The sequence below is a fragment of the Roseibium sp. RP-7 genome, from assembly GCF_053005225.1.
Map to the genome: position 1 here is coordinate 2,081,024 of NZ_JBRKQA010000001.1, position 12,995 is coordinate 2,094,018.

Consider the following 12,995-nt stretch of genomic DNA (forward strand, 5'->3'; position numbering starts at 1 on the left):
GGGTCCAGTGAGGAGTAGGAAGTATGGCGGAGAAGTGGAGCCCGGACAGCTGGAGATCGAAGCCGATCTTGCAGGTTCCGGAATACCCGGATCAAGAGGCTTTGGCGGATGTTGAACAGCGCCTGTCGACTTATCCGCCGCTGGTTTTTGCAGGTGAGGCACGTGCGCTGAAGAGCCAGCTGGCAAATGTCGCGCAGGGCAACGGTTTTCTGCTCCAGGGCGGTGACTGTGCCGAAAGCTTTGCCGAGCATCATCCCGACCACATCCGTGATTTCTTCCGCGTCTTCCTGCAAATGGCCGTCGTGCTGACTTATGCCGCCAGCCAGCCGGTTGTGAAAGTCGGCCGGATCGCCGGTCAGTTCGCCAAGCCGCGTTCTTCCAATTTCGAGAAGAAGGGTGACGTCGAGCTGCCGAGCTACCGCGGCGACATCATCAACGACATCAATTTCACCCCGGAAAGCCGTATCCCGGATCCGGGCCGCATGGCCATGGCTTACCGCCAGTCGGCAGCCACGCTGAACCTTTTGCGCGCTTTCGCGCAGGGCGGTTTCGCAAACCTCGACCAGGTTCATCGCTGGATGCTCGGCTTCATTTCCGATAGCCCGCAGGGCCATCGCTACAAGGAACTGGCCGACCGCATTTCGGAGTCGCTGAACTTCATGAAGGCCTGCGGCATCAACGCCGATAGCGTTCCGCAGCTTCGGTCGACCGATTTCTTCACCAGCCATGAAGCTCTGCTGCTTGGCTATGAAGAAGCCCTGACGCGCGTCGATTCCACCTCGGGTGACTGGTATGCGACTTCCGGCCACATGATCTGGATCGGCGACCGGACTCGTCAGCCGGACCATGCCCATGTGGAATTCTTCCGCGGTATCAAGAACCCGATCGGCCTCAAGTGTGGCCCGTCCATGTCACCGGATGGCCTGCTGGAGCTGATCGACATCCTGAACCCGGAAAACGAACCGGGCCGCTTGACGCTGATCGCCCGCTTCGGCGCCGACAAGGTGTTCGACCACCTGCCGCAGCTCGTTCGCGCTGTCGAGCGGGAAGGCAAGACGGTGGTCTGGTCCTGCGATCCGATGCATGGCAACACCATTTCCGCTGGCGGTTACAAGACCCGTCCATTCGACCGGATCCTGAAAGAAGTGGAAGCCTTCTTTGCGGTTCATCGTGCGGAAGGCACGCATGCCGGTGGTGTTCACATCGAAATGACCGGCCGGAACGTGACCGAGTGCACGGGCGGGGCGCGCGCCCTGACCGAGGACCAGCTCGGCGACCGGTACCACACCCATTGCGACCCGCGCCTCAATGCGGATCAGGCGTTGGAACTTGCATTCCTGATCGCGGAAAACCTGAAGAAGGAACGCGACGGCCGGCAGGTCGAGCCGCTTGCGGCAAGCGCATAAAGAGGATTGCCTCTTCCGTTGCGTTATCTGAAAGGGCGGCATTTGCCGCCCTTTTGCGTTTTTTCCGGAATTTTCCGGATGAACGTGCCCTGAGGTAAGCCTCGCTTAACGCTCGACGCGCATACCTTCTTTTTAGGGAAACGGGTGTAGTGGGGAGTTTGAGTTGTGCGCGATAAGTGGGATCTGACGAAGGTTTCCTGCCTGATTGCGGAAGACAATCCCCATATGCGCTCGATCCTCCGCTCCGTGCTGGCGGGCTTCGGCATCCGTTCGGCCTATGAAGCCAGCGATGGTGCGGAAGCCCTGGAAATGGTCGTTGACCGCAAGCCGGACATTGTGCTTTGCGACTGGGTGATGAGCCCATTTGGCGGCAATGAGTTTCTCCGCATCCTTCGTGCCGACAGGGACCTTGTGGTCAGCACCACGCCGGTTCTGATCGTGACTGCCCATGCAAAGCGCGCGACAATTCTGGAAGGCATCGAGATCGGTATTCACGGGTTCGTCGCCAAACCGATCGCTCCTGCCATCTTGTATCGTCACATCGGCGAAATCCTTGAACGGCAGGAGATGCATGGGCGCTCGAAAGGTCTTCTCGGCCCCGGGCATCAGCAGCCGCTGCGCAAACTGAATGTCACGGACATCTCGTCCACGGCAGCATCGGACCCTTCAGCCGATCAAGCCGGGCTCGCCTTACTCTGACGATGCCTACGGGCATGGCCCATCACGACCGGGCTTTTGACAGGTGCCGGCAAATCTACTTCTGGACGTATGCAAATTCAGATTGGACGTTCGCCGATCTAGCGGCTACACCAGAAAGCAATGTCACTTCCTGGTAATTTTCCGATGATTTCAGACCGTTTCAGACTGGCTGTCGCGCAGCTAAACCCGACTGTTGGCGATGTGGCCGGCAACGCAGAGCTCGTTCGAAAGGCCCGTCAGGAGGCCGCCTCTCAAGGGGCCGACCTTGTCTTGACCTCCGAACTGATGCTCGCCGGGTATTTGCCGGAAGACCTTGTTCTGAAACCGGCTTTCGTCAGGCGCTGCATGGAAGCGGCCGAAACCCTTGCCGGTGAAACCGCAGATGGCGGCCCGGGCATCGTGCTGGGGTCTCCCTGGCGGAGCGAGGAAGGCAAAGTCTATAACGCAGCCCTGCTGCTGGACCAGGGTGAGATCAAGGCCGTTCGCTACAAGTACGACCTGCCCAACTATAGCGTTTTTGACGAGAAGCGGGTTTTTGCTGCAGGCCCCTTGCCCGGACCTGTCGACTTCCGCGGTGTGCGCATCGGCTTGCCGATCTGCGAGGACATCTGGAACGACGAGGTTTGCGAGTGTCTGGAGGAAACCGGCGCGGAGCTGCTGCTGGTTCCCAATGGCTCTCCCTACTGGGAACACCGGGCGGAGCACCGTCTGCAGGTGGTTGTTTCGCGTGTGGTCCAGACCGGATTGCCGCTGATCTACTGCAACCAGCTTGGCGGGCAGGACGAACTTGTTTTCGATGGCGGATCTTTCGCGCTTCATGCCGATCGCTCGCTGGCGTTCCAGATGCCTCAGTTTGAAGCTGCTCTTGGTATCAGTGACTGGAAGCGCGAGGGTGAGACCTGGGTTTGCGAGAACGGCACTTTTGCAAGGCTTCCGGAACTCGATGAGGCGAATTGGCGGGCCTGCGTCATGGGCCTTGGAGACTACGTCACCAAGAATGGCTTTCCGGGGGTCGTACTGGGTCTTTCCGGTGGTATCGACTCGGCCATCTGTGCGGCAATGGCGGTAGATGCGCTCGGCGCCGACAAGGTCCATGCGATCATGTTGCCCTATCGCTATACCTCGGAAGAAAGCATCACCGATGCGGCCGCCTGCGCCAACGCTTTGGGTATCCGCTATGACACTGTGCCGATTTCCGAACCGGTTGAAGGCTTCAGGTCGGCACTGAGCGATCTGTTTGCCGGCACGACCGAAGACACGACCGAAGAAAACCTTCAATCGCGTGCGCGTGGTGTCATCCTGATGGCAGTTTCCAACAAGTTCGGGCGCATGGTCATGACCACCGGCAACAAGTCGGAAATGTCGGTCGGCTACGCCACGCTTTATGGCGACATGAACGGTGGCTACAATCCGATCAAGGATCTCTACAAGACGCAGGTCTATCATCTGGCCGCATGGCGCAATGCCAACTTGCCGGAAGGGCTGCTTGGTCCGGGTGGAGAGGTTATTCCGTCCAATATCATCACCAAGGTGCCGACTGCCGAACTGCGTGAAAACCAGACCGACCAGGATTCCCTACCACCTTACGATGTTCTCGACGACATTCTGGAATGTCTGGTGGAAGACGAGATGTCGGTGGGCGACATTGAAAAACGCGGTCACGACCGGGCACTGATCCACCGGATCGAACATCTTCTTTATATTGCCGAATACAAACGCCGGCAGGCGCCTCCGGGGGTGAAGATCACCGAGCGCAACTTCGGCAAGGACCGGCGATATCCCATCACCAACAGGTTCCGCGATCGCTCTTGAAGGGCAGGGCATTCATAAGTGCTTGCCTGGCTGCTGTTTCGCAGAATCTGATCGTTTGAATTTGAACGGGCGTGGCAGAAAGCTGCCGCCTCATCCTTCGAGACAGCGCTTCGCGCTTCCGCGGGGTGGGTTGTTTTGTGGATCGTCAGTTGTTTGTTGAAAGTGGGCTTTTGCCTCGATGACCTATTTCTCCTTCCTGCGTGAAAACGCCCGCTGGCTTGCCGCCAGTTACCTTCTCGCGGTCTTTTCCGGCTTCGGGCAGACGTTTTTCATCTCGCTCTCGGCGGGGGACCTCAGGGCGGAGTTCGGTCTCAGTCACGGTGACATTGGCCTGCTTTACATGGTGGCGACCCTCGGCAGTGCCCTGACCCTGCCTTATGTCGGTCGCAGCCTGGATCACTTCCCGGTACAGAAGATCGCAGCGGTGGTGATGACAGGTCTCGCCCTGTTCTGCCTGGCGATGGCCAACACGTTTTCCGTATGGATGGTCGGACTTGCCTTTTATGGCCTCCGGCTGTGCGGGCAGGGCATGATGACCCACACGTCGGTGACCGCTGCCGGGCGATGGTTCACGGCGCAGCGGGGCCGGGCGGTGTCGATCGCCGTTCTCGGTTTTCCGACGGCTGAAGCGCTGTTTCCGCTGTGCTTCGTCGTCCTGGCCAATGCCTTCGGATGGCGCGGTGCCTGGACAGTATCGGCCATCGTGCTGGCTGTTGTCGCCCTGCCGGTCTTGTTGACGCTCCTGGCAAAGGACCGCATCCCTTCCGCGCTCGAAACTGCCTCGGCCAAACCGGAAGGCCGCCAGTGGACACGGGGGGAAGCGCTGCGCGATGTCCGCTTCTGGCTGGTCAACTGCGGTGTCAACGCGCCGGCCTTTATCGGAACGGCAATCTTCTTCCACCAGGTCTATCTGGTGGAACTGAGAGGGTGGACGCTGGAATTGTTTGCAAGCGCCTTCCTGCTGATGGCTTCCGGCGTGGTCTGTGCATCCCTGGTGATCGGTCCGTTGATCGACCGGTTTTCCGCGCGTCAGTTGCTGCCATTCACCCTTGTTCCCCTGACACTGGCCTGTTTCGTGCTGGCCAATTTCCACGCGCCAGCTGCTGCTTTCGTTTTCATGCTGCTTGTCGGCATCTCGAACGGTTTCAACAGCACGCTGGTGGGCGCGCTTTGGCCGGAGGTTTACGGCACGCGGCACATGGGGGCCATTCGGTCTGTCGCGTTTTCGGTGATGGTGTTTGCTTCCGCGGCCGGTCCGGGTCTCGTCGGCTGGCTGATCGACAAAGGTGTCTCGTTCGACCTGCAAGTCATGGCAATGGGGGGCTACTGCCTCGTTTTCTGCGGTGTGCTCGGGTTCGTGTCGCGCACCTACCGGTCTTCCGAACATTCTTCGTAAGGTCCGGTAGTTTGGGGTTGCCGTCCGGTTCAACCCCGGCTAACTCATCGCCATGACCGTCACTGTTCGCTTCGCGCCGTCGCCGACCGGCCATATCCACATCGGCAACATCCGTCCTGCGCTCTACAACTGGCTTTTTGCCAAGAAGATGGGCGGCAGGTTCATCCTGCGTTTCGACGACACGGACCTCGTCCGCTCGAAGCAGGAATATGCCGATTCCATCGAGACTGACCTTCACTGGCTCGGGATCGAACCGGACCTGAAGGAGCGGCAGTCGGACCGGATCGCCAACTACGATGCCGCGGCGCAGAAGCTGAAAGATGCGGGCCTGCTTTACCCGTGTTACGAAACTCCGGATGAACTGGAACGCCGCCGGTCGCGCCAGCGAGCGCTCGGCAGACCTCCGGTCTACGACCGTGCAGGCCTGAAGCAGACCGCCGAAGAGCGGGCGGCTTTCGAAGCCGAAGGCCGCAAGCCGCATTGGCGCTTTGTCCTGCCGAACCACGACGGAAACCCGTTTGAAACCAGACGTACGGATGTCGCCTGGTCGGATCTGTGCCGCGGCGACCAGACGATCGATCTGGCCTCCATGTCCGATCCGGTTCTGATCCGTGCGGACGGTTCGTATCTCTACACCTTCACCTCAATTGTCGATGACATCGACATGGATGTGACCCACATCATCCGCGGCGAAGATCACGTCTCCAACACAGGCGTCCAGATTGCCATCTTCGAGGCGATGGGGGCAAAGCCGCCGGTATTCGGTCATCACAACCTCCTGACGACGATCGATGGCGAGGGTCTTTCGAAGCGCAAGGGGGCATTGTCTATAGGTTCGCTGCGCGAGGCCGGGCTTGAGCCAATGGCGGTCGCTTCCCTGGCCGTTTTGACCGGAACCAGTCAGGCAGTCGAGCCGGTTGCATCCATGGATGCCCTGATCGAGAAATTCGACCTGACCAGCGTTTCGCGATCCTCCGCAAAGTTCGATCCGGAAGAGCTGAAGTCTCTCAACGCGCGCCTCGTACATGATCTGCCCTTCGAGGCGGTGGAGAGCCGTCTTGCAGCAATGGGCATCGGTGGGGGCGCTGATTTTTGGGATACCGTGCGTGGCAACTGCGAAACAGTTGACGACGCGCGTGCCTATTGGCAGGTCGTCACGGGTCCCGTGGAAAGCCGCATCGAGGCCGAAGACCAGGAATTCGTTTCAGGTGCAAAGGCCTTGCTGCCCGAGGGCGACATCACCCTGGAGACCTGGGGAGAGTGGACGTCTGCTCTGAAGGCTGAAACCGGCCGTAAGGGTCGTGGCCTGTTCATGCCATTGCGCAGGGTGCTGACCGGGATGGATCACGGTCCGGACATGAAGGCCTTGCTGCCGCTTATTGGGCGACAAAATATTCTGGACCGACTACCCTGACAGGGGCCTTTCGGTCCGGCGCTGCGCTAAAACCGTCGTCTTCTGCCTTGAACACAGGCGAAAAAGCCGCCAGTTCCTCGTCATCCGTTTCCTTGGGGGAATGGATCGACAGGACCGGGAAACCGTCCTTGAAACCGGAACTTGAAGCAACCTTGTCCTCGTCGCGCTCAAGTCGTGTCGCGGCGAGATCAAGCCGCGCCGACACGTCGAAGCCCTTTTCCATGTTCATGAGCGTGTCGGGATCTTCAAAGCGCGGAAGCTGCGTTCTGGTCAGCGGAGTTCTGGTCAGCGGAGAGGGAAGGTCTTCTTCGTGTTCGTAGGTTCCACCGCGGCTTGGCTGAAGTGTCCGCCTGGGTAGGCCGGCGCTGATGTCGGTGAAGAATACCCTGTTTCCCGAACCGGTGCTGAGATCCGTCCACGCCGATTGTGCCTTCGATTGCCGGGTTGCCCGGCAACTGCAGCCTTCAACGAATTCGCTCTTGTAGCGATAGGCGAAGGGCTGTTCGGAGTAGAGGTTGCCGGCCAGAGACATCATCTGGGCCTGGTCGCCACCCGGGTTGCGATAGACGTATAGCTCGGTTTCCGCAGCCGGACAGATTTCCGAACATCTTGCTTCGTCGTTGGCAAACTGGCTCTTGCCCGTCGAAAAACTTACCGGGAAGAAATAGCCGTCGCAGGTTCTGACACATACGGTCCGGAATGCGCCACCGGAAGGCAGGGAATATCGTTTGGTTTCGCTGCGAGCTTGCCGGCGCACCGAAGCGATTTCCCGGTCGCCCGTCGTTACGGAGGCAAGTTCGACGCGCGGCTGCGGGTTGAAGATGCGGGCCAGGAGAGACTTCGGCTTGTCCTCACCGCTGGCATTTTGTTGTCGTGCTTCGCGGGTCGAGGCATCGCATTTCTGTTTTGCCAGCGAGGCCCGGATCTGCCTTGCACGTTTTGCATTCTTCGACGATCCGCCACCGGACTTCGCAAGCTGACGTTCAATTGCAGAAAGGTTGGCCTTCATGCGCTTGATCTTGTCATTTAGACCACTGCATTTGGGGGATGCGTTTGAAGCGCAGCCGAAGTAGTTTGCATCCCGTTCTGCGGCATTGATGGCCTTTTGCTGCTGGGATTTGGCGGTGGTCCATTTCTGGGCTGCGGGAGACTGTGCCGTCGAACGCGATTCCAGCCGCTGCAGTTCAGCCTTCAGGCTGGAGCAGGTGGCCGCGCTCACAGTATGTGCGCACAGCACAAGCCCGACACCAAACGCGACAGCGCGTGCCATTACCTTGGACCCGGCAGACCAGCTACGTCTCATCACCCATCCCCTACAGCGTTTTTGCCACGCCGTATCGGCCCTAAACCGACCTCGGCACTATCGCTGCTGGACCTATCAATAGCAATGAAAGCTCTCACGTTAGGTTAATGGCGGAGCGGCAGGATCACGCAGGATTTCAGTCGTTTTCCCCGGATCGCGTGGCCTCGTGCAGACGGTCGAAAATCTCGTCCAGGACCGATTTCTGTTCCTCTGTCAGCGCGTCTTCCAGGCTCTTGCTGTAGGCGAGGGCTTGAGGGACAATTTCTTCGTACATGGCATTGCCCTGGTCAGAGAGGCACAGGGTCTGTTCCCGCTGATCGTCCCTGTTCTTGTCGCGCACAATAAGGTCGCGCTTTTCCAGGGCGGCGACAGCCCGACTGACCTTGGTCTTGTGCATGGAGGTTGCCTGGCTGATATCTCGTGCGGTCATGGCCTTGTATTCGCCAAGAGTGGCAAGCACCCGCCATTCGGGAATCCCGATACCGTAGGTGTCGGCATAGATTCTGGAAAAGGACCTGCTGACGGTCTCGGCCAGATGGTTGAGCCTGTAAGGCAGGAATGCGCTCAGCTTCAGGACAGGTTTGGAAGGTACCTTGCCTGGGGAAACAGTGGATTTGGACCCTTGCTGATCGGACATGGATAAGTCGACGCCTTGGAGATTCGTTAAGCCTGATTGAGCAGGCAGATGAACAATGCCGTTATCCGGCCATTTTCTGTGACTAGCAAGTATATCCGGTTGAATAACCCCGGAAAGACACCCCGGGCAGCTACGAAAAAGTAGCAGGATTGAAAGCAAGTATGGCGAAGAGCTTTGTCAGGTGCAGTCAAAATACGGCGAAAGAGCTGACCTATCTGTTGATAAAGAGAGAATAGTTAAGGAATTGGCGCGTGAAAAATTGCGAATCAGACACCGAAACTGAGACGCTTCAGTCAACAGGAAAAAGCGCGGCAAAGTTCGCGCAGGCCGAAACAGGCAGTCAGACATCTGGCAGGAAAGCGAGACCGTTATGGTAGAGATGACAAACAGGTCCGAAGCCGTTCCGGGTGAAAACGAACGGTTCGAAGAGCTTGGACGCGGCTGTTATGCCTATAGCGCGGATGGCTGTTCCAACACCGGTGTGGTCATCGGCGAAAAAGGTGTTCTGATTGTCGATGCCCAGGCAACGCCGGCCCTTGCGGAAAAGGTTCTGCAGAAGGTTCGCGAGCTCACGGACAAGCCGATCAAACAGGTCGTTCTGACGCACTTCCATTCAGACAACACACTTGGTGCCCTGGCATTCGAGCCGGGCGAGGTCATTGCTTCCGATCTGACCAGGCGGATGATGGAAACGCGCGGCGTCGAGGAAATCCGCGTGGCCCGGGAGCGGGATGCTGCACTGTTCGCCGGACTACCCGGCAACACCGGTGTAAGCATGCCGTCCATGACCATTGCATCTTCAATGACCATCGACCTTGGCGGGCTGGACGTCCGGCTGATGCATCTGGGCCGCGCCCATACGATGGGCGATCTGGTCGTATGGGTTCCGCAAAGTGGCGTGATCTTCGCGGGAGATCTGGTTCAGAAAGCCGCTGTTCCTTATTGCGGAGATGCCCATCTGGCCGACTGGCCGCGCGCGCTCGACCGCATCACGGCGTTTCGTCCGACTGCGCTGATGCCGGGACGCGGGAAATCCGCCATCGGTGCGCAAGCCGTGGCAACGGCCGTTGAAACCACCCGTGATTTTGTCGTGACCTTGCGGGACGCGGCAGCTGCATGTGTCGAGCAGAGCCTTGGTCTGAAGGATACTTTCCAGGCTGTTCGTGACGCGCTTGCTGCCCGTTTCGGCTCGAAGGCCGACTTTGAATTTCATCTGCCCATAAGCGTTGCCCGGGCCTACGACGAAGCTCTTGGCCTCGACCAGCCCCAGATATGGACACGGGAACGGATCGCCGATCTTTACGATGCCCTGGACGGAACAGCCGGCCTGAGTGAGGGGGCACCGGAGCAGGTTGCGGCGGAAATGGCTGTCGCCGATGCGCCCGCGTCGGACGTCTCGGAAGAGGCTTCGGCAACGGGCGGAGAAGCACAAGCATCCGATCTCGTCTCGGACAGCGATTTTGCTGCCTCGCTTGCACTCGGTTCTGAAGAAGAGCAGCCGGAAGACAGCGAAGACATGGATCTATCGGCCGAGGACATCGTCGAGGACGAAAAGCCGTCGGATACACCGGCTCCTGAAGAAAAGGCGGCCGCAGACAAGGTTCTTGAAGACGCCCGCTAACATCGCGTCGAAAACCCGGTAAGATGAAGTTATGAGGCGCGCGCCTGATGGGCGCGCGCTTTGTTTTTCGTCTGACGCTTGATCGCGCTTTCGTGATCCCCACATGTTGGGCGGTTGAAAATCTGGAGGATTTCTAATGCGTTTTCTGGTCGCCGCCGCTCTTGGCGCATCTTTGCTGCTGCAAGGCGTGGGCGCTGCTCTTGCGGCGGATGAGCCTGATCTGATCTTCAAGAAATCAACCGTCTGGAAGTTCCTGACGCCCGACCACAAGTTGGCGACCTACGCCATAGACGATCCGATTGTCGACGGTGTCTCCTGCCACTTCACGGTTCCGGAGAAAGGCGGCGTTTCCGGTTGGCTCGGCGTTGCGGAAGAAGTCTCTGACGTATCGTTGGCGTGCCGTCAGGTTGGCCCGGTCACCATCAAGGAGAACTTCGAACAGGGCGAGGAAATGTTCCGCCAGCGTCGCTCGTTCATGTTCAAGAAAATGCGGATCGTCCGTGGCTGCGATGCCAAGCGAAACGTTCTCGTCTATCTGGTCTATTCCGACAAGCTGATTGAAGGCAGCCCTAAAAACTCGACCTCAACCGTGCCGTTGATGCCCTGGGGAGATCAGCAGCCCCCGAAATGCGGTGATTTCGTCCAGGACTGAGGCCAACTGGTATTTGTTGTTCGGGCGTCAGGCGGCCAAGGGAGCAGTGTGCATTTCCAGCACCTTTCTGTAGGCCGGTCTTTCCCGAACAGCCCTGCAAAGCTCTCCGACGTGTGGATTGGCCTCAAACAAGGCCTGACGGTCCGCAGACCATTCGCTCAGCATCGCCAGATAGATGTCCAATGCGCTGAAGCCACGTGCCAAGAAATAGGGGCTGCCGGCAATAGCACCGTCCATGACAGCGAAAAACTCCGCTAGATGGCTTTCCGCACGCCGCCGGACACTCTCGTTGGCCTCGGCGTTGGTGGTGAATTGTTCGGGGTGCCAGGCACGGGAAAAAATCGGGTAACCGTTCGCGGCCATGGATGTCAGCCAGAACAGAAATTCCGGCCTGTCGGGATCGTCCGGTGCGGGGACAAGGTCGGAGCCGGCATGCGCTTCGCCGAGGACAAGCATTATTGCGGAGCTTTCGCCAATGACCTTGCCATCCGGCAACCGGAGCGCAGGAATGCGCATCACGGGGTTTAGTGACCGGTACGCTTCCTGCCGATGATCGCCTGCTGTCATGTCAACATGAACAAGACAATGACTGACATCCAGCTCTTCAAGCATGACTTGTGGTGCGATGGCGCCGGATAAACGTTCCCAGAAGAGGGTGTAGGGAGCGAGCATGTTCACGCCCCTTTACTGTTTTCAGTGGTCGGATCGATTTCGCATGCCACTTCGGTGATGTTGTTGGCTGGAAAACCGCTGCGACGGGCGTGTTCAAGGATCGTGGTTTCGTCCTTTGCCAGATAAATGCAGAAGGTCTTGTCCCCGGCAACGTAGGAATGTTGCCACTGTATGAACGGTGCCAATTCTGCCAGCGCTTCATTGGATTTCCGCGAGGCTGCTGCGAGATCCTGGGTACTCATGTTGCCGGCACCGGGAATATCTCGTTCGATGACGTACTTCTTCATCCTGGTAGTCCTTCCGTGGAAGATGGGCGAAACTTTTTCTTCCCTCGTGACAAGGTCAGTCGGTTTGCAGATGACAGGATCGCTCCGATTTTCCGGAAGGTCAGCTCATTTTGTCTCGCTACGTGAAAAGAAAATCTTTAGTAATAGGCGTATGAAAGTATCGCATCTGAACGCATTACGAGCTTTCGAGGCCGTGCTGAGGACAGGAACGTTCCGGGCTGCGGCGGAAGAACTTGGCGTCACAACAGCAGCGGTCGGCCAGCAGATCAGGGGACTTGAGGCCTATCTGGGCAGAACCTTGTTTTTGCGCAGTTCGACAGGGGCCAAGCCGACGGATGAAGCACTACGCGTCAAGGATAGACTGACAGGCGGCTTGTCCATTCTCGATGACGTCTTGATGGAATTGAGGCGGGTGCGCACCGCCAACCAGGTTTCTGTAACGCTTCCTGAATCCTTCGCCGAAAATTGGTTTACGCCGCGTATTTCGGACTTCTATCGTCTCAATCCTGGGGGTGATCTCAGGCTCAATGCATCAAACAAGCGGATCGATCTTGCTGCCGACGGCTTCGATTTCGCAATTCGCTACAGTCCGCCACCTGAGTCGGGGCTGGATGCGATCGATCTCTTCGGCGACTATGTTGTTCCGGTTTGCACGCCGCAGTTCGCGGACCATTATGGTGTTTCGCAAGAGCTGAAAAGCCTGGCTGATGTGCCTCTTGTGCATCTGGACAACAGGACACCTGATCCCAAATGGGCAAGCTGGCAGGACTGGTCGCTAACCTTCAGCGTCACTACGGGCAAAAAGGTCTCAGGGGTACGCTTCTCGAGGATCAGTTCGGGAATGCAAGCAGCCCTGTCCGGCCAGGGCCTTGTGCTTTGCGGTGTCACGGAAGCGTTTGACGCCTTGGTTGGCGGGCACTTGATAATGCCCTTTGGTCCCGCAAAACATGTTCAGACAGGCTATCGTTACCGGCTCTTGTCAATAAGTGGCCGTGTAATGCGGCCGCAGCAAAGGCGGTTCTGCGACTGGGCTATCGAGCAGGCTGCCGCGTTCCGGGAAAATGTCAGAGATTTGCTGGAGCTGAAAGAAGCCTGA

At 58.4% G+C, this 12,995-nt stretch carries 12 protein-coding genes; 8 read left to right on the forward strand and 4 right to left on the reverse strand.

Annotation, left to right across the window (positions count from 1 at the left end; all coding sequences use genetic code 11):
- The first annotated feature begins 23 nt into the window (after positions 1-23).
- The 5 genes from ACVDG9_RS09475 to gltX all read left to right on the forward strand — a co-directional run bounded on the left by ACVDG9_RS09475 (position 24) and on the right by gltX (position 6,727).
- Entirely contained in the window at positions 24-1,406 is a 1,383-nt protein-coding gene (locus tag ACVDG9_RS09475) for a class II 3-deoxy-7-phosphoheptulonate synthase (protein ID WP_023003903.1), read from the forward strand.
- A gap of 165 nt (positions 1,407-1,571) precedes the next feature.
- Positions 1,572-2,105: a response regulator gene (locus tag ACVDG9_RS09480; protein ID WP_082809771.1), complete on the forward strand. Its 534-nt coding sequence runs from the start codon at positions 1,572-1,574 to the stop codon at positions 2,103-2,105.
- A 144-nt stretch (positions 2,106-2,249) separates the two neighbouring features.
- A complete protein-coding gene (locus tag ACVDG9_RS09485; protein WP_062489086.1) occupies positions 2,250-3,917 on the forward strand; it encodes an NAD+ synthase in 1,668 nt (555 codons plus the stop codon).
- Positions 3,918-4,095: 178 nt separating this feature from the next.
- Entirely contained in the window at positions 4,096-5,313 is a 1,218-nt protein-coding gene (locus tag ACVDG9_RS09490; RefSeq protein WP_075281526.1) for an MFS transporter, read from the forward strand.
- A 52-nt stretch (positions 5,314-5,365) separates the two neighbouring features.
- Positions 5,366-6,727 carry a glutamate--tRNA ligase gene (gene gltX, locus ACVDG9_RS09495; RefSeq protein ID WP_447237833.1) on the forward strand — a complete coding sequence of 454 codons (1,362 nt, stop codon included), beginning with the start codon at positions 5,366-5,368 and terminating at the stop codon, positions 6,725-6,727.
- On the opposite strand, the gene ACVDG9_RS09500 is transcribed toward gltX, so the two are convergent.
- Both ACVDG9_RS09500 and ACVDG9_RS09505 read right to left on the reverse strand, forming a co-directional pair.
- Complete coding sequence (locus ACVDG9_RS09500; protein ID WP_447237834.1) at positions 6,690-8,030, reverse strand: DUF2865 domain-containing protein; 1,341 nt, start codon at positions 8,028-8,030, stop codon at positions 6,690-6,692. The genes gltX and ACVDG9_RS09500 overlap by 38 nt on opposite strands.
- Before the next feature lie 136 nt (positions 8,031-8,166).
- Positions 8,167-8,667: a MarR family winged helix-turn-helix transcriptional regulator gene (locus tag ACVDG9_RS09505; protein ID WP_077290135.1), complete on the reverse strand. Its 501-nt coding sequence runs from the start codon at positions 8,665-8,667 to the stop codon at positions 8,167-8,169.
- A gap of 370 nt (positions 8,668-9,037) precedes the next feature.
- Between ACVDG9_RS09505 and ACVDG9_RS09510 the strand changes: the two genes are divergently transcribed.
- Entirely contained in the window at positions 9,038-10,288 is a 1,251-nt protein-coding gene (locus ACVDG9_RS09510; RefSeq protein ID WP_447237835.1) for an MBL fold metallo-hydrolase, read from the forward strand.
- A 136-nt stretch (positions 10,289-10,424) separates the two neighbouring features.
- Entirely contained in the window at positions 10,425-10,940 is a 516-nt protein-coding gene (locus tag ACVDG9_RS09515; RefSeq protein WP_023003912.1) for a CreA family protein, read from the forward strand.
- A 27-nt stretch (positions 10,941-10,967) separates the two neighbouring features.
- Here ACVDG9_RS09515 and ACVDG9_RS09520 read toward each other — a convergent pair whose 3' ends face one another.
- Positions 10,968-11,612, reverse strand: coding sequence for a glutathione S-transferase family protein (locus ACVDG9_RS09520; protein WP_447237836.1), 645 nt, complete (start codon positions 11,610-11,612; stop codon positions 10,968-10,970).
- 2 nt (positions 11,613-11,614) lie between these two features.
- A complete protein-coding gene (locus tag ACVDG9_RS09525; RefSeq protein ID WP_209169024.1) occupies positions 11,615-11,899 on the reverse strand; it encodes a DUF4242 domain-containing protein in 285 nt (94 codons plus the stop codon).
- Between ACVDG9_RS09525 and ACVDG9_RS09530 the strand changes: the two genes are divergently transcribed.
- Positions 11,883-12,995 carry a LysR substrate-binding domain-containing protein gene (locus ACVDG9_RS09530; RefSeq protein WP_447237837.1) on the forward strand — a complete coding sequence of 371 codons (1,113 nt, stop codon included), beginning with the start codon at positions 11,883-11,885 and terminating at the stop codon, positions 12,993-12,995. The two genes, ACVDG9_RS09525 and ACVDG9_RS09530, sit on opposite strands and share 17 nt — an antisense overlap.

Coding starts and splice junctions, on each gene's coding strand:
- ACVDG9_RS09505 (WP_077290135.1), bottom strand. CDS start 8,667: ATGTCCGATCAGCAAGGGTCCAAATCCACTGTTTCCCCAGGCAAGGTA.
- ACVDG9_RS09500 (WP_447237834.1), bottom strand. CDS start 8,030: ATGAGACGTAGCTGGTCTGCCGGGTCCAAGGTAATGGCACGCGCTGTC.
- ACVDG9_RS09475 (WP_023003903.1), top strand. CDS start 24: ATGGCGGAGAAGTGGAGCCCGGACAGCTGGAGATCGAAGCCGATCTTG.
- ACVDG9_RS09525 (WP_209169024.1), bottom strand. CDS start 11,899: ATGAAGAAGTACGTCATCGAACGAGATATTCCCGGTGCCGGCAACATG.
- ACVDG9_RS09530 (WP_447237837.1), top strand. CDS start 11,883: ATGACGTACTTCTTCATCCTGGTAGTCCTTCCGTGGAAGATGGGCGAA.
- ACVDG9_RS09510 (WP_447237835.1), top strand. CDS start 9,038: ATGGTAGAGATGACAAACAGGTCCGAAGCCGTTCCGGGTGAAAACGAA.
- ACVDG9_RS09485 (WP_062489086.1), top strand. CDS start 2,250: ATGATTTCAGACCGTTTCAGACTGGCTGTCGCGCAGCTAAACCCGACT.
- gltX (WP_447237833.1), top strand. CDS start 5,366: ATGACCGTCACTGTTCGCTTCGCGCCGTCGCCGACCGGCCATATCCAC.
- ACVDG9_RS09490 (WP_075281526.1), top strand. CDS start 4,096: ATGACCTATTTCTCCTTCCTGCGTGAAAACGCCCGCTGGCTTGCCGCC.
- ACVDG9_RS09515 (WP_023003912.1), top strand. CDS start 10,425: ATGCGTTTTCTGGTCGCCGCCGCTCTTGGCGCATCTTTGCTGCTGCAA.
- ACVDG9_RS09520 (WP_447237836.1), bottom strand. CDS start 11,612: ATGCTCGCTCCCTACACCCTCTTCTGGGAACGTTTATCCGGCGCCATC.